The sequence below is a fragment of the Saccharopolyspora sp. NPDC003752 genome, from assembly GCF_053605825.1.
Map to the genome: position 1 here is coordinate 156,056 of NZ_JBSGJZ010000009.1, position 15,431 is coordinate 171,486.

Here is a 15,431-nt window from a genome sequence, read left to right on the forward strand (position 1 = left end):
ATTTGGCGCAAGGGTCAAAGATGCGGCTCGCAATGTCAATGGTGGCTGGGCCATATTGTTGACTTGATTGGCACGAGTGCCAGACAATCGCTGCATGGCACGTCCCAGTCGCAAGCCGGTGCGCCGCGAACACCTCGTCGCCGCGGCGACCCGCGCCGTCGGCCGCCAGGGCCTCGCCGCGCTGCGGGTGGCCGATGTGGCCGAGCAGGCGGGCGTGGTCCGCGGTTCGGTGCACTACTACTTCCCCGACCTGTCCGAGCTGCTGCGCGAGGTGTTCCGGCAGGCGGTGGAGCGGTTCTGCACCGACCGCGCGGCCATGCTGTCCACAATGGATGATGCGCGGGAGAAGCTGGTGGCCGCGGCCCGCGCGGGCATCCCGTGGCGGGCGGACGACGAGCTGGTCAACGTGCTGTACGAGTTCACCACCGCCGTCCGGCAGGACCCGATCTACTCGGTGATCGCGGAGAGCCTGTTCGACCGGCAGGTCACCATGTACGGCGCCGTCCTCGAGATCGGCCGGGCCCAGGGGCACTTCCAGCCGAGATCGCCGGTCGCGGACATCGCGGCGAACCTGGTGTGCCTGGAGAACGGCTACGGCCTGGAGATCATCGCCGGCAACGCCGTGATGCCTCCGCAACGCGCGTTCGAGCTGATCCTGTCCTACGCCCGCGACGCCACCGGGTGCGCCGACCTGACCGGCGACCCGGCCGGCTCCGAGGTGGCCCGCTTGCGGCCCCGGAAGGGAACCCGATGACCAGCGCCATCCGCACTCCCGCCGGACTGCCCCGGGCCCGCGCGTTGGGGATTCCGCTCGACGGCACGCCCGGCGAGTGGAACGCGATCACCGACGTCCCCGGCGTCGAGGTCGGCTACGCCACCCTGATCGACGGGGACGGCCCGCTGCGCCCGGGGCGCGGCCCGGTCCGCACCGGGGTCACCGCCATCCTGCCCCGCGGCCGGGACGGCGTGGCCGACCCGTGCGCCGCCGGCTGGTTCTCCCTCAACGGCAACGGGGAGATGACCGGCACCGCGTGGATCGAGGAGACCGGTTCGCTGACGCTGCCGGTCGCGATCACCAACACCCACGCGATCGGTACGGTCCATCGCGGACTGATCGACTGGGTCGTCGAACACCACCCCGAGCTGGGCCGCGAGTGGCTGCTGCCGGTGGTCGCGGAGACCTGGGACGGCTACCTCAACGACATCAACGGCGCCCACGTCCGCACCACCCACGCCGCGGCGGCCGTGGACGCCGCCCGGTCCGGCCCGATCGAGGAGGGCTCGGTCGGTGGCGGCACCGGGATGAACTGCTACGCCTTCAAGGGCGGCAGCGGCACCGCGTCCCGGGTCGTGGAGTACGAATCGGACCGTTACGCGGTCGGCGTGTTCGTGCAGGCCAACTTCGGATCCCGCCGGGAACTCGTGGTCGCCGGCGTGCCGGTCGGCGCGCACCTGCAGGCGGACAACCCGATGGAGGAGGCCGACCGGTTCGCCGCACCGGGCGCCGGATCGGTGATCGTCGTGGTGGCCACCGACGCGCCGCTGCTGCCGGGGCAGTGCGCCGCGCTCGCCCGGCGGGTGCCGCTCGGCCTGGCCCGCACCGGCACCACCGGCAGCCACTTCTCCGGAGACCTGTTCCTCGCCTTCTCCACCGCGAACCCGGGCGCGCTCACCAGCACCATGGGCTCCGGCGGGGCGGCCTACGAGCAGCTGCGGTTCGTGCCGTGGGGACGGATGGACCCGTTCTACGAGGCCACCGCGCAGGCCGTCGAGGAGGCGGTGCTCAACGCGCTGACCGCCAACGCGGACATGACCGGCCGCGACGGGCACCGTTCCCCGGCCCTGCCGCACGACCGGCTCACCGAGCTGCTGCGCGAGTCGGGGCTGCGGCCAGACCGTCGTTGACGCTCTGCCGATGCGAATCCCGTTGATCGGCCGGGCTTGCCAGGAGATCCGTCCGTTGTGGACAATTCGCCGATTCGTCCGCCGCGTCTTAGAAGTCCGGGCTGCTGGCGTCCTTCCAGGTTCGGGGCACGACGACGTGGAGAGCGTCGCGCGCGACCGAGAAGCGTTGCGGGGTGCCGTCGACGAGTTCGCCGTCGACGTTGATCGGGAGGTCGGGGCCGGTCGCCACGTCGACCCGCTTGGTGCGGAAATGGCGGACGTGCTCGCTGTCGAGCGCACCGCGTTTGAGATCGCGCGCGGCGGCGATCAGGTCGTGGAGGCTGCCGTGCCGCATGACGGAGATGTCCAGCGTCGCATCGTCGATCCCGGCGTCGTGCGCCGCGAGCTGCCCGCCGCCGAAGTAGCGGCCGTTGGCGATCGACAGCTGCAGCAATCCGTGGTGCTCCTGCGGTTCGTGGTCGCCATCGGGGAACGTCAGGTGCGCCGAGAACGGTCGGTGTCGCAGCAATGCCTTGACGGTCGCCACCGGGTATGCCAGTGCCCCGGTCCACCTCTTCAGCGTCGGCGACATCGCCTCGGCCACGCCCGCGCCGAGACCGACCGATGCGCGGTTGACGTAGTAGTTGTTCCCGCAGAGGCCGAGGTCGATGTCGACCACTTTGCCGTGCGCGATGGTGCGGCACGCCTGGTCGAGGTCGGTGGGGATGTGCAGGGTTCGTGCGAAGTCGTTGGCGGTGCCCAGCGGCAGCAGGCCCAACGGGACGCCGCGGTGCGCGAGGACGTCGACCACCGAGCTGACGCTGCCGTCACCGCCGCCGAGGATGATCAGGTCGTGGCCCGCGTCCACGGCCGAGTTCACGGTTTCCGGGAGCCGGGCCGGATCGTGCAGCGGGAAGGTCGAGTCCAGCGGCACACCCAGGCTGCGCAACTTGTCGATCGCCCGCGCGTATGCCTTGGCGCCGGTGCGGGCCCGTGCATTCACCACCAGGGCTGCTCGCGTGGTGGAACCGTCGGTTGTGATGACCGCTCCTCACGAGGAGAACCTGCCTGCACCTGCAGTGTAGAGGGTCGTTTCGGAATGGTGCGCGGGCGCGTGTGGGACGTGGGCGTCTGGGGCGCAGGGCGCCGTTTTCGCGCGAAACCGGCGTTCCGCGTGGGGGCGGGCGTCGGTTTCGCGCGAAACCGCCGCCTCCTGTCAGGCGCCGGGATCCTTCGGGATGCGCCTGGCGGAGCCATTCTGAAACGACCGCTGAAGGGATCTGGCGCGGGACTCATCTGCGCTCCGGGTGTGCGGAAGACCTCCTGCGCGGCTTCCGGCCGATGGCGAAGTAGATCGCGCTCAGCACGATGAAGAACGGCACGCCCGCCCACCAGGCGACCGCCAGGTCGTCGATGAACGCCGTGGACACCAGGATCGCCACCAGGAAGAGGATCGCTGCGATTCCGGTGACCGGCGCGCCGCGCAGGCGCACCTTCGGCAGCGGTAGGCCCGCCGCCGCGCGCGTCCGCCGGAACGCCAGGTGCGTGACGAGGATGAGGATCCACACCGCCAGGGCGCCGAAGATGGACAACCCGAACAGCACCAGGTACGCGGCGTTGCCCTGCGCGGCCGACAGCACGGTGGCGACGAGCAGTCCGGCCGCGCTGAGCAGCAGCGCGTTGCGCGGCACCCCGCCCTTGCTCAACCGGGCGGTCCAGCGCGGCGCGTAACCGTGCCCGGCGAGGGAGTGCAGCATCCGGGTGCTCAGGTAGAGGTTCGTGTTCGCGCTGGAGAGCGCAGCGGTCAGCACCACGAAGTTCATCACCAGCGCGGCGAACGGGATTCCGGCCGCGCCGAAGACCGTCACGAAAGGGCTCTCGGACACCCCGCTGCTCTGCGCGATCGTCGTCCAGGGCACCACGGTCAGGACCAGAGCGATGGCCAGCAGGTAGAACAGGGACAACCGCAGCACCATCTGCCGGGCCGCGCGCGGGATGTCGCGTTCCGGGTTCTCCGACTCGGCCGCGGTCACCGAGACGACCTCGGTGCCGATGAAGCTGAACAGCGCGAACACCATCGCCAGGTACAGGCCGGTCCACCCGTTGGGCAGGAACCCGCCGTGCGCCACCAGGTTGTCGAAACCGGTGGGCTCGGCGTTCGGCAGCCCGACCGTCACCAGCGCGAGCGCCAGCAGGATGAACACCACGATCGCGGTGACCTTGATCATCGAGAACCAGTACTCGAAGGTGCCGAACAGCCCGACCGCGCCCGCGTTCACCGCGAGGATGAGCACCGAGAACGCCACCACGGGCAGCCACAACGGCAGCTGGGGCCACCAGAACTGCGTGTAGATCCCGGCCGCGATCAGCTCGCCGCCCACCGCGATCACCTGGATGGTCCAGTACGTCCAGCGCACCACGAATCCCGCCCACGGGCCCAGGTAGCGGTGCGCGATCGCGCCGAACGCGCCCGCGTCCGGGTGCTGGACCACCATCTCGGCCAGCGCCCAGGCGATCACCAGCGCGACCAGCGCGCAAGCGAGGTAGGCGAGCACGGTGGCCGGCCCGGCCTGCGAGATCGCCAGGCTGGACCCCAGGAACAGGCCGGTGCCGATCGCGCCGCCCAGCCCGATCATGGTCACCTGGCGGCGCGTCAGCTGCCGGCGCAGCCCGGTGCCGGACGTGCCCACCCCGGTGGCGCTGCCTGTGGTGGAGTCCATGTCATCTCCCGGATCTGCGGTAGTCGGCGATGGCCGCGACGACGGCGTCCACATCGGACTCGTCGTTGTAGAAGTGGAAGGACATCCGCAGCACGGTGCCGCGCGGGCTGGTCGCGATCCGGCGTTCGGCGAGCCATGCGGCGAGTTCGCCCGGGGCATCGTCGAGGAGCGCGACCTGCGGCCCGCGCGACGCCGGATCGGTCGGCGACCAGAGCCGCTCGCCCGCCGCCAGCAGCTCGTCCTGCAGGCGCTGGGTCAGTCCGCTGACGTGGTCGTGCACCGCTGCGGGGTCCAGGCGGTTGACCAGGTCCAGGCCCGCGTTCGCGCCGTAGGCGGCCGGAATGCCGGGCGTGCCGGTTTCGTAGCGGCTCGCCCGCGCCGGATGGTCCACCGAGCGCGGATCGAACGCGAACGGGTTCTCTCGGCCAAACCACCCGGTCAGCTGCGGTGGTACCGCATCCTGCACGCCGCGGCGCGCGTACAGGAACGCGATGCCGGGGATGCCCAGCACGTACTTGAGCGCGCCGGCGACGAGGAAGTCGCAGCCGAGCTCCTCGACGTCGATGCGGTGCACACCCGCGGCCTGGTAGGCGTCGACGAACGTCGTCGCGCCCTGCTCCTTCGCGCGGGTGATCACCTCGCGGACCGGCAGCAGGAGGCCGTTGCGGTAGGACACCAGCGGCACCGACACCAGCCGGGTCCGCTCGTCGATCGCGTCCAGGTAGTCCTCGGTGCGAACCTGCCCGTCTTCGGCCCCGACGTGGACGACCTCGGCTCCCCGGGCGCGCTGCGCGAGCCAGACGTGCGCGATGGAGGGGAACTCCATGTCGGTGGTGACGATGCGCGGCCGCTCGGCGTAGGACCTGGTCGACGCCGCCTGGAAGGCGCCTTCGGTGGCGTTGGACAGGACCGCGACCTCGTCGGGCTCGGCCCCGATCAGCTTCGCGAAGCCTCGACGCGCCTGTTCGACCTGGTCCATCCAGATCTCCCACGGTGCTCCGTGCACGTGCATGCTGCGCTGGAACTCGGCGAGCGCGTCGCCGAGCTGGTAGGAGGCGGCGCCCTGGCTGCAACTGGCCAGGTGCACGTTCTCGGCCAGCGACGGGAAGGAGGCGCGGAACGACTCCGGGTCGGTGATGGTCTCGGCGGGCTGTGCCGGGGTGGCGTTCACGGTGCGATTCCTCTGCGGGTGTGCGGATTCGGCCGGGTCAGTAGCTCGGCGGGGTCACCGATACCAGGAAGGTGGCGGTGTCGGTGCCCGGGTTGACGAAGCGGTGCGGGACTCGCGAGTCGAAGTAGCAGCTGTCGCCCGGTTCCAGCCGGATCCGGGAGTCGCCCACCTCGACCAGCAGTTCTCCCGCCTGGGCGAGCACGCATTCCTCGGAGGGGTGGCTCCACGGTTCCTCCGACGACGCGGCACCGGGTTCCAGGCGGCCTTCGAGCAGCTCCAGGCGGCCCGATCCGGGGGACAGGCGCGTGTAGGCGATCCCGCCGTGCGGCGAGCCGACCTTCATCCGCCGCTCGCGGCGGACCACGGCCACCTGCTGCACGTCGTCCTCGGCGAAGAGGCTGAACAGCGGGACTTCCAGCGTTTTCGCCAGTCGCCGCAGGGTTTCCAGGCTGGGGTCGTGGATGTTGCGCTCGACCTGGCTGAGCAAACCGGTGGACAGGCCGGTGAGTTCGGCCAGCTGCTTGAGGGTGAGGTCGCGCTTCTGGCGCAACTCCCGGAGGTGGGGGCCGATCATGGCTTCGCGCCTTCGGTGTGGATGAAGTATTTCAGCGAGGATGAACCGCCGTGCGCGCGAAGTCAATACCGCGGCATCGCAGATCGCCGAGCGCCAGAACCGCTTGCGCTGGGCCTTTTTCAACCTCACCTCGACACGCCTCGTGAGTGGCGATGGCTGTTCTGACGACCACCACCACTCACGAGGCCACGCCACCGCAGTCGTGAGTGGCGATGGTCGCTATCACGACCATGCGCACTCACGACCCCGGTGCCACCAGCACAGGCCAGGATGAAAAGGCTCGCTGGAAAGAATCGTTGGTACGGCGAACTCTCGGATGCCTCGTCCGGCGAGGGTCAGTGGCCGCGGAATGCTTCGACGAGCCACCAGGCGCCTTCGCCCGGGGCGATCTTGGCGTCGATCAGCAGTGGCGTGGCGCGCGGTCCGTTCAGCCAGTCGCGCACCGGCGCGAGGTCGGCCTCGGTGCGCACCGTGAGTCCGGTGCAGCCGAAGCCGCGCGCGGCGGCCGCGAGGTCGGTGTCCGGGAACTCGACGGTGTCCAACCGGTGGCCGTCCGGGCCGAAGTGGTGGACCTCCGCGCCGTAGGCGTGGTCGTCGTAGACCACGATCACCATCGGCAGGCCGAGCCGGGCCGCCGTTTCCAGTTCGGCGATGCCCATCAGCGCGCCGCCGTCGCCGAGCGCGGCGACCGGCAGCCGGTCCGGGCGGGCCAGCGCCGCGCCGATGGCGGTGGCCAGGCCGAGGCCGATGGACTGGAAGGCCTGGGTGAAGCAGAAGCCCTGCTCGTCGGGGACCCGCAGGAACATGCTCGGGTAGCCCATGAAGTTGCCGGAATCCACCGCCAGCACCCGCTCTTCGGGCAGCAGTGCGTCCAGGGCGATGGTCAGCGCGCGCGGATCGATGGCGTCCGGTGTGGACTCGTCGTCGAACGCCACGTCGCGCCAGGACCCAGCGCTCGCGATCCGCTCCCGCACCTCCGGATCGCGGTAACCGGCGCGCCGGATGCCGCGATCGGCGAGTTCGGCTCGGGCCGCTTCGGCGGTCGCGGCGACGTCGCCGAGCACCCCGAGGTCGACCGGGCGGTGCGCGGCGATCGCCTCGCTCTCGATGTCGACCTGCACCAGCGCGGACCCGGCGCCGATCAGGTTGCCGTGCCGCGTGGTCCACATGTTCAGGGCGGTGCCCCAACCGACGACGAGGTCCGCGCCGGAGATCAGCTCGGCGGCCAGCGGCGTGGCGAACCCGCCGGAGACGTCCAGCGACCACGGGTCGTCGCGGAACAGGCCCCGCGCCACCGCCGAGGTGGCCAGCAGCGCCCCGCATGCCTCGGCCAGCGCCCGCAGTTCGACGCCGGCGTGCCGGGCACCGCGACCGGCGATGAAGACCGGGCGTTGCGCGGTGACCAGCCGGTCGGCCAGTTCCCGCACCGCCGCGGCGGACGGCGCGACCGGGTTCAGCGCCGGGAGCTGCGGGACGTGCGGTTCGCCGTCGAACTCCGCCGCCTGGACGTCCAGCGGCAGGTTCAACACGACGGTCCGCCTGCCCTCGGTCGCCAGCCGGACCGCCCGCACCACGTCGTCGACGGCGGTGGCCGCGCTGTGCACCCGCTCCGCGCGGGCGCCGACTGCGGTGGCCAGCGCATCCTGGTCGATCCGGAAGTTCGAGCGGATGGCCGCGGACGCCGTCTCCGCGGCGAGCACGAGCAGCGGGGTCCGGCTCTTGGCCGCTTCGGTGATGCCGGTGAGCGCATTGGTCAGCCCGCAGCCCTGGTGCACCGAGAGCACCCCGAGGCGGCCGCTGGTGCGCGCATACGCGTCGGCCATCGTCGCCGCGCCGCCCTCGTGGCGGGCGGCCACGAACCGCGCACCCGCGGCGACCAGTGCGTTGGTGACGTGGAAGTTGCCGCTGCCGACGACGCCGAAGACGTGGTCGGCGCCCAGTGCGGCCACCGTGCGGCCGACGACCTCGGCGACGTTCATCTCGTCCCTTCCCAGTCTGTTTTGTTTGCTTTTGAACCCGGGCTTTGTCTTTGAAGCGGCGTAGCCGCTTAGCCCACCTAAGCAACTTGCACCGCCGCGGGTTCTCAGGCTGTGCCCGCCCTCTGGGCTACTGGGCGAGGCCAGTCCCCAGCGCCGTGTATTGGTCATACATAAGTCGGGGATCCCACAGCGAGGCGGCGTCTGAGGTTCCGCTACGCGCACCGCTATGCAAGCCCATTGAAAAAATCACTTCTCAGTCCTGTTCGATCAGCGCCAGGACCCGCGTCGGGCTGCCGGAGCCGTTGACGATCGGCAGCGGCGCGGCGATCAGCACCGCTCCGGTGGGTGGCAGCAGCGCGAGGTTCTGCAGTTGGGTGAGGCCGTACTTGCCGGCGCCGAGCAGCAGCGAGTGGCAGGGGAAGGCCGGTTCGAAGGTGGGCGCCATCCCGGCGTCGGTGCCCACCGTCTCCACGCCGATGCCGATCAGGGCGCTCTCCTCGGCCAGCCAGCGGGCGCAGTCCGGCGAGATCCCCGGGGTGTGCGAGCCGTTGTCGTCGGCGTTGAGGAACTCCGCCTGATCGCCGCTGCGCGCGTCCCAGCCGGTCCGCACCAGCAGCCAGCCGCCTTCAGGCAGGGAGCCGTGCGCGGATTCCCACTCGCGGATGTGCTCGGTCTCCAGCAGGAAGTCCGGATCCTCGGCGACCTGCGCGGAGCAGTCCAGCACCGCGGCCGGGCCGATCATCTGCCGGGTCGGGACCGAAGCCACGTCGAGGCCGTCGCGGCCGGTGATCCAGTGCACCGGCGCGTCGAAGTGGGTGCCGGTGTGCTCCCCGGTGTGGATGTTGTTCCAGTACCAGGCGGGGCCGCGGTCGTCGAACCGGCTGATCTCCTCCAGGCTGAAGCCGATGGTGTTGGAGAACGGCTCCGGTAGCCGCAGGACGGGCACGTCGGACGTCAGGGGCGCGGTCAGGTCGATGACGCTGATCCGGCCGGACGTCAGCGCCCGCAGCAGTTCGTCGAGGACGGCCACGTTCTTCGCCTCCGGATTCCGGGAACTGGACGACGTGCGGGATCCTACTTCGCGTCCGAGGCGCTGCCAATGCGCCGGGAATCACCCGGTGCGGCAGGGAATTCGGGTGCAGCACTGTGGATCGAGTCGGCCCGCGCGACCGCTGTTATCGTGTTCGCGTGACGACGGACATCGTGACGGATGGCGCATCGGTCGGCGATGCCGTGGTGGGCGAGCTGACCGGCCGAGGCATGCAGCCCAGGCAGCTGATCGTCACCCTCTACGGCCTGTACGCGCGGGAGGCCGGTGGCTGGCTGTCGGTGGCGTCGTTGGTGCGGCTGCTCGCGGATCTCGGCGTGGACGAGCCCGCGGTGCGCTCGTCGATCTCGCGGCTGAAGCGGCGCGGCATCCTGCTGGCCGAACGGCGCGGCGGGGCGGCGGGATACGAGCTCTCCGGTGCCGCGCTGGAGATCCTGCGCGAAGGCGACGAGCGGATCTTCCGCCGGGAGCGCGCCACCCTCTCCGACGGGTGGGTGCTGGCGGTGTTCTCGGTCCCGGAATCCGAGCGGCAGAAGCGGCACGTGCTGCGCACCCAGCTGACGCGCCTGGGCTTCGGCACCGCCGCGCCGGGGGTGTGGATTGCCCCGGCAGACTTGCGGGACGCGGCGAGCAGCGTCCTGCAGCGCTACGAGCTGGCCGGGTACGCCGATCTGTTCCACGCCGAGCACCTCGCCTTCGGCGATCTGCGGGCCAAGGTGGCGCAGTGGTGGGACCTGGAGCAGCTGCAGGAGCTCTACGGCGAGTTCATCGGGGTGCACCAGCCGGTGCTGCGGCGGTGGCGCCGCCGCCGGTCGCCGCGCGGGCCGGAGGCCTTCGCCGACTACGTGCGGGTGCTCACCGACTGGCGCCGGTTGCCCTACCTGGACCCCGGGCTGCCCGCCGAGCTGCTGCCGAAGGACTGGAACGGGACGGTGGCCGCCGAGGTGTTCTTCGAGCTGAAGTCCCTGCTGGAGCGGCAGGCCCACGACCACGTCGACGCCGTCGCGCGCTGACCGCTCAGGAGTTGTCCCAGAAGGCTCCGGGAACGCCCATCCGAAGCCGCCCGGTGGGCGGTTTCGCGCGAAACCGGCGCCTGCCTCCACGCGGAACGCCGTTTTCGCGCGAAATCGCCGCCCTGCGCCCCGGCCGGCCGCATGCCCGCGCGCCCAGTCTGGAACGACCTCTCAGACGGGGATCGCGGCGGTGCCCTTGATCTCGACCAGGGCCTCGGCGTCCCAGAGGCGCTGCACGCCGATCCCGGCCATCGCCGGGTAGTCCCGTCCGGCGAGCTCGCGCCACACCGCGCCGATTTCCCGGGCGTGCGCCCGGTAGTCGTCCACGTCCACGATGTAGACGGTCAGCTCGGTCACCTGATCGGGGCGGCCCCCGGCGGCGCGCAGCGCGGTGAGCAGGTTGCCCAGCGCCTGCCGGAACTGCGCGACGACGCCGTCACCGACGATCTTGCCGTCGGCGTCGAGCGCGGTCTGCCCGGCCAGGAACACCAGGCGGCAGTCCGAGGCAACCACGGCATGCGAGAAACCCGCCGGGCGGGCCAGTTCCGCGGGGTTGATCCGTTCGATGGTCATGATTGCACCGCTCCTCCGTCCACAGTGATCCCTTGTCCGTTGATCGCGGCGTTGCGCACGCACAGCTCCACGACGTCGGCGACCTCGTCCGGGCTGATCAGCCGGCCGATGGGTTGCCGGCCCTCCAGCGCGCTGCGGGCCTGTTGCGCGCTCCGCCCGGTCTTGGCGGTGATGTTGTCGATGGTGCGTTCGGTCATCGGCGTGTCGACGAAGCCGGGGCACACGGCGTTGACCGTGACACCCGTCCTGGCCAGCTCCGCGGCGGCCGAGCGCACCAGCCCGAGCACGCCGTGCTTGCTGGCGGTGTAGGCGCTGACGTAGGGGTCGCCGCGCTTGGCGGCCATCGACGCGATCACCACGATCCGGCCGAAACCGCGTTCGGCCATCGCCGGAACCGCCCGGCGCAGGAAGCGGAACGGCGCGGTCAGGTTGATCTGCAGCGCGCGTTCCCAGTCGTCGTCGGTCGTCGCGGTCAGCGGTGCCGAGGTGGCGGTGCCCGCGTTGAGCACCAGGACCTCGACCGGTCCCCATTCGCGCTCGACCGCGTCGAAAACGCGGTCCGGGGCCTGCGCGTCGGCGAGGTCGGCGGGCAGGTCGAGTGCCGGCCCGGGCAGCCGCGCGGCGGCCTCGGCGAGCTCCCCGGCGCTTCGCGCGGTGAGCGCGACGCGGTTGCCGGACTCGGAAAGTCGCTGGGCGATGGCGCGACCGATGCCCCTACCGGCTCCGGTGACCAGGCAGTTTCTCGTCGTCACGGAGGCGATATTACGTAAAATTGACGGTCGTGCGCAATGCGGCATACGCTGCCGGGAGCGGAACCGACGGAAGGAGCCCGCGGTGCGCATCGCGGTCATCGGTGGCGGTCCAGGCGGCCTGTACTTCTCCGCGCTGCTGCGGCAGCTCGGCCCGGAGCACGAGATCGCCGTGTGGGAGCGCAACGCGCCGGACGACACCTTCGGGTTCGGCGTGGTGTTCTCCGACGAGACCCTCGGCGGCATCGAGCACGCCGATACCGGGATCTTCCACGCCATGCAACGGGAATTCGCCAGGTGGGACGACATCGACGTGCACCACCGGGGCGCCTCGTCCACCTCCGGCGGCCACGGCTTCGCCGCGATGAGCCGCAAGCGGCTGCTGCGCATCCTGCAGGAGCGGTGCCGCGAACTGGGCGTGGCTCTGCACTTCCAGGCCGAGGCGCCGGACGTCGAGCGGCTGTCCGAGGACTACGACCTGGTGGTCGCGGCCGACGGCGCGAACTCGGCGGTGCGCGCCCGGTATCCGGAGATCTTCCGGCCCAGCGTGGAAACCGGGCGCTGCAAGTACATCTGGCTGGGCACCGACCTGGTCTTCGACGCGTTCAAGTTCGTCGTCCAGGAAACGCCCCACGGCATCATGCAGCTGCACGGCTACCCCTACAGCCGCGACGCCAGCACCTTCATCGTCGAGATGCACGAGGACGTCTGGCAGCGCGCCGGATTCGCCGACTTCGCCGACTCGGCCTCGACCAGGCCCGGCGACAGCGACGAGAAGTCCATCGAGCTGATCCGAGAGCTGTTCGCCGAGACCCTGGCAGGCCACGAGGTCTTCGCCAACAACTCGAAGTGGCTGAACTTCCGGACCGTGCGCTGCGACTCGTGGCGGCGCGGCAACCTCGTGCTGCTCGGCGATGCCGCGCACACCGCGCACTTCTCCATCGGCTCCGGCACGAAGCTGGCCATGGAGGACGCGCTGGCGCTGGTGGCCTGCCTACACGAACAGCCCTCGATCGACGCGGCGCTGGAGGCGTACGAGGCGGAGCGGCGTGCGGTGGTGACCTCCACGCAGCGCGCGGCCCAAGCCAGCCTGGAGTGGTTCGAGAACATCGGCCAGTACGTGCACCAGGATCCCGAGCAGTTCGCCTTCAACCTGCTCACCCGCAGCCGCCGCGTCACCTACGACAACCTGCGGCTGCGCGATCCGGAGTTCGTCGCCGGCATCGACGCCTGGTTCGCCGGCGCGGGCGAGGTCCGGCCGCCGATGTTCCAGCCGGTGCGGCTCGGACCGCTGGAGCTGCCCAACCGCGTGGTCGTCTCGCCGATGGACATGTACAGCGCGGTCGACGGGGTGCCGGACGACTTCCACCTGGTGCACCTCGGCAGCAAGGCCCTCGGCGGGGCCGGGCTGGTGATGACCGAGATGGTGTGCGTGTCCGAGCAGGGGCGGATCACGCCGGGCTGCGCCTGCCTGTGCACCCCGGAGCAGGAGGCGGCCTGGCGGCGGGTGGTGGACTTCGTGCACGGGAACACCGCCGCGAAGATCGGCGTCCAGCTGGGGCATTCGGGCCGCAAGGGTTCGACGAAGCTGATGTGGGACGGCATCGACGACCCGCTGGACGAGGGGAACTGGGAGGTCGTCGGCCCCTCGCCGCTGCCGTACTCGGCGGCGAACCAGACGCCGCGCGAGCTCACCGCGGCCGAGCTCGCCGAGATCAAGCAGCAGTTCGTCGCCGCCGCGCAAGCCGCCGCGCGGGCCGGCTTCGACGTGCTCGAACTGCACTGCGCCCACGGCTACCTGCTGTCGTCCTTCATCTCCCCGCTGGCCAACCAGCGCACCGACGAGTACGGCGGATCCCTGGCGGGCAGGCTGCGGTACCCGCTGGAGGTCTTCGACGCGGTCCGCGAGGTGTGGCCGGCCGACCGGCCGATGACGGTGCGGATCTCGGCCACCGACTGGCACGAGGGCGGGGTGGACGCCGACGAGGCGGTGCGGGTCGCGCGCGCGTTCGCCGAGCACGGCGCGGCGGGCATCGACGTCTCCACCGGCCAGGTGGTCAAGGCCGAGCGACCGGCGTTCGGCCGGAGCTACCAGACGCCGTTCGCCGACCGGATCCGCAACGAGGTCGCGCGCGAGCACGACATCGCGGTGATCGCGGTCGGCGCGATCTCCTCCTACGACGACGTCAACTCGCTGATCCTGGCCGGCCGGGCCGATCTGTGCGCGGTCGGCCGCACCCACCTCTACGATCCACAATGGACTCTGCATGCGGCGATCGAGCAGGACTACGACGGCCCCGGCGCGGCGTGGCCGAAGCAGTTCCGGGCCGGTAGGCGAAAGCCGCAGACCGGGCGCACGGACGGGCCGAAACCCCGCCTGGAGCTGATCCGCAGCGGCGGCCGTGGCACCGCCCACGCGCGCTGGAACCCCGCCGAGGAAGGGACGGAATGAGCACCTTCGCACTCACCGCGCAGCAGCGCGAGTTCGTCGAACAGGTGGGCCGGGTCGCCGCCGAACGGCTGCGGCCCGTGGCCGAGTCCGGCACGCCCGGCTCGGTCAACCGGGACCTGATCAAGGCGATGGGGGAGCAGGGCCTGCTGGCGAAGCTCTTCCCGGGCGGCGCGGGATCGCGAGAGGCGGCCTCGCTGGACCTCTGCCTGCTGCGCGAGTCGCTGGCACGTGTGTGCACCGAGGCCGAGACCGCGCTGGCGCTGCAGGGGCTGGGCAGCTACCCGGTGCTGCAGTCCGGCCAGGACGAGCAGGTGCGGCGCTGGATCCCGGCCGTCGCGGCCGGGGATGCGGTCGCGGCGTTCGCGCTCACCGAGCCCGAGGCGGGGTCCGACGCCGCCGCGCTGGAACTGGCCGCCGAGCCGGACGGCGACGGCTGGCGGCTGACCGGGGAGAAGATCTGGATCTCCAACGCGCCGGAAGCCGACTTCTACGCGGTGTTCGCCCGCACGACGGCCGGGGCCGGGGCCAGGGGCGTGAGCGCCTTCGTGGTGCCCGCCGACCGCCCGGGGCTCTCCGGCGAGCACCTGGACATGATCAGCCCGCACCCGATCGGCCGGCTGACCTTCGACGGGGTCCGGGTGCACCGCGCGGAGCTGCTGGGGGAGCAGGACCGGGGCTTCCGGGTGGCGATGCGCACGCTGGACCTGTTCCGCCCCAGCGTCGGCGCCTTCGCGGTGGGCATGGCGCAAGCGGCCCTGGACGCGGCGGTCGAGCACGCCGGAGCGCGCCGGGCCTTCGGCGGAACGCTCAAGGACCTCCAAGCGGTGTCGCACCCGCTGGCGGAGATGGCCACCCGGACCGAGGCGGCCCGTCTGCTGGTGTACTCGGCGGCAGCGGCCTACGACGCGGGCGAGCAGAACCTGGCCGGGCGCTCGGCGATGGCGAAGCTCTTCGCCACGGAGACGGCCCAGTACGTGGTGGACGCGGCGGTCCAGATCCACGGAGCCCGAGCGCTCCACAAAGGACACCTGCTCGAACACCTCTACCGAGAGGTCCGAGCGCCCCGGATCTACGAAGGAGCCTCGGAAGTCCAACGCACCATCATCGCCCGAGACCTCTACCGCTGATCCCGGGTGCACGGCGCCTCCGACAGAGTGCCGGGCGGCGGCGATTTCGCGCGAAATCGCCCGCCACGCTCCAAGCGGTCGCGACTCACATGTGCCCGCATCCCATGCCGAAATGACCCCTTGGTCGACCCTCCTCGCGAA

13 protein-coding genes are annotated in these 15,431 nt (G+C 71.2%); 5 read left to right on the top strand and 8 right to left on the bottom strand.

Translation table 11 applies throughout. The features are described 5' to 3' along the window. The first annotated feature begins 94 nt into the window (after nt 1-94). On the top strand, nt 95-754 hold the full coding sequence (locus ACWEV3_RS14610) for a TetR/AcrR family transcriptional regulator (protein ID WP_452614325.1): 660 nt from the start codon (nt 95-97) through the stop codon (nt 752-754). Then, nucleotides 751-1,905, top strand: coding sequence for a DmpA family aminopeptidase (locus ACWEV3_RS14615; protein WP_452614326.1), 1,155 nt, complete (start codon nt 751-753; stop codon nt 1,903-1,905). The genes ACWEV3_RS14610 and ACWEV3_RS14615 overlap by 4 nt, the downstream gene beginning before the upstream one ends. Nucleotides 1,906-1,993: 88 nt before the next feature. Here ACWEV3_RS14615 and ACWEV3_RS14620 read toward each other — a convergent pair whose 3' ends face one another. The 6 genes from ACWEV3_RS14620 to ACWEV3_RS14645 all read right to left on the bottom strand — a co-directional run bounded on the left by ACWEV3_RS14620 (nt 1,994) and on the right by ACWEV3_RS14645 (nt 9,358). Then, the gene (locus tag ACWEV3_RS14620) at nt 1,994-2,926 is read right to left on the bottom strand and encodes a lipid kinase (RefSeq protein WP_452614437.1); all 933 of its coding nucleotides are present in this window, start codon (nt 2,924-2,926) and stop codon (nt 1,994-1,996) included. A gap of 250 nt (nt 2,927-3,176) precedes the next feature. Further along, nucleotides 3,177-4,604 (bottom strand): amino acid permease, encoded by a 1,428-nt coding sequence (locus ACWEV3_RS14625; protein ID WP_452614327.1) that lies wholly within the window; start codon nt 4,602-4,604, stop codon nt 3,177-3,179. A gap of 1 nt (nt 4,605) precedes the next feature. Beyond that, entirely contained in the window at nt 4,606-5,775 is a 1,170-nt protein-coding gene (locus tag ACWEV3_RS14630; RefSeq protein WP_452614328.1) for an aminotransferase class V-fold PLP-dependent enzyme, read from the bottom strand. 37 nt (nt 5,776-5,812) lie between these two features. Next, the gene (locus ACWEV3_RS14635; protein WP_452614329.1) at nt 5,813-6,349 is read right to left on the bottom strand and encodes a helix-turn-helix domain-containing protein; all 537 of its coding nucleotides are present in this window, start codon (nt 6,347-6,349) and stop codon (nt 5,813-5,815) included. Nucleotides 6,350-6,684: 335 nt separating this feature from the next. After that, the gene (locus tag ACWEV3_RS14640) at nt 6,685-8,328 is read right to left on the bottom strand and encodes a thiamine pyrophosphate-binding protein (protein WP_452614330.1); all 1,644 of its coding nucleotides are present in this window, start codon (nt 8,326-8,328) and stop codon (nt 6,685-6,687) included. A gap of 253 nt (nt 8,329-8,581) precedes the next feature. After that, the gene (locus ACWEV3_RS14645) at nt 8,582-9,358 is read right to left on the bottom strand and encodes a cyclase family protein (RefSeq protein WP_452614331.1); all 777 of its coding nucleotides are present in this window, start codon (nt 9,356-9,358) and stop codon (nt 8,582-8,584) included. Between the two features lie 158 nt (nt 9,359-9,516). Between ACWEV3_RS14645 and ACWEV3_RS14650 the strand changes: the two genes are divergently transcribed. Further along, the gene (locus ACWEV3_RS14650) at nt 9,517-10,389 is read left to right on the top strand and encodes a PaaX family transcriptional regulator (RefSeq protein WP_452614332.1); all 873 of its coding nucleotides are present in this window, start codon (nt 9,517-9,519) and stop codon (nt 10,387-10,389) included. A 171-nt stretch (nt 10,390-10,560) separates the two neighbouring features. On the opposite strand, the gene ACWEV3_RS14655 is transcribed toward ACWEV3_RS14650, so the two are convergent. Both ACWEV3_RS14655 and ACWEV3_RS14660 read right to left on the bottom strand, forming a co-directional pair. Next, nucleotides 10,561-10,962 (bottom strand): RidA family protein, encoded by a 402-nt coding sequence (locus ACWEV3_RS14655; RefSeq protein ID WP_452614333.1) that lies wholly within the window; start codon nt 10,960-10,962, stop codon nt 10,561-10,563. Continuing rightward, nucleotides 10,959-11,714, bottom strand: coding sequence for an SDR family NAD(P)-dependent oxidoreductase (locus ACWEV3_RS14660; RefSeq protein WP_452614334.1), 756 nt, complete (start codon nt 11,712-11,714; stop codon nt 10,959-10,961). The genes ACWEV3_RS14655 and ACWEV3_RS14660 overlap by 4 nt, the downstream gene beginning before the upstream one ends. Nucleotides 11,715-11,796: 82 nt before the next feature. On the opposite strand from ACWEV3_RS14660, the gene ACWEV3_RS14665 reads away from it, so the two are divergent. Both ACWEV3_RS14665 and ACWEV3_RS14670 read left to right on the top strand, forming a co-directional pair. Further along, entirely contained in the window at nt 11,797-14,163 is a 2,367-nt protein-coding gene (locus ACWEV3_RS14665) for a bifunctional salicylyl-CoA 5-hydroxylase/oxidoreductase (protein ID WP_452614335.1), read from the top strand. Further along, nucleotides 14,160-15,290, top strand: a complete 1,131-nt coding sequence (locus ACWEV3_RS14670) for an acyl-CoA dehydrogenase family protein (protein WP_452614336.1) — start codon at nt 14,160-14,162, stop codon at nt 15,288-15,290. Before ACWEV3_RS14665 ends, ACWEV3_RS14670 begins: the two co-directional genes overlap by 4 nt. Nucleotides 15,291-15,431: the final 141 nt, after the last annotated feature.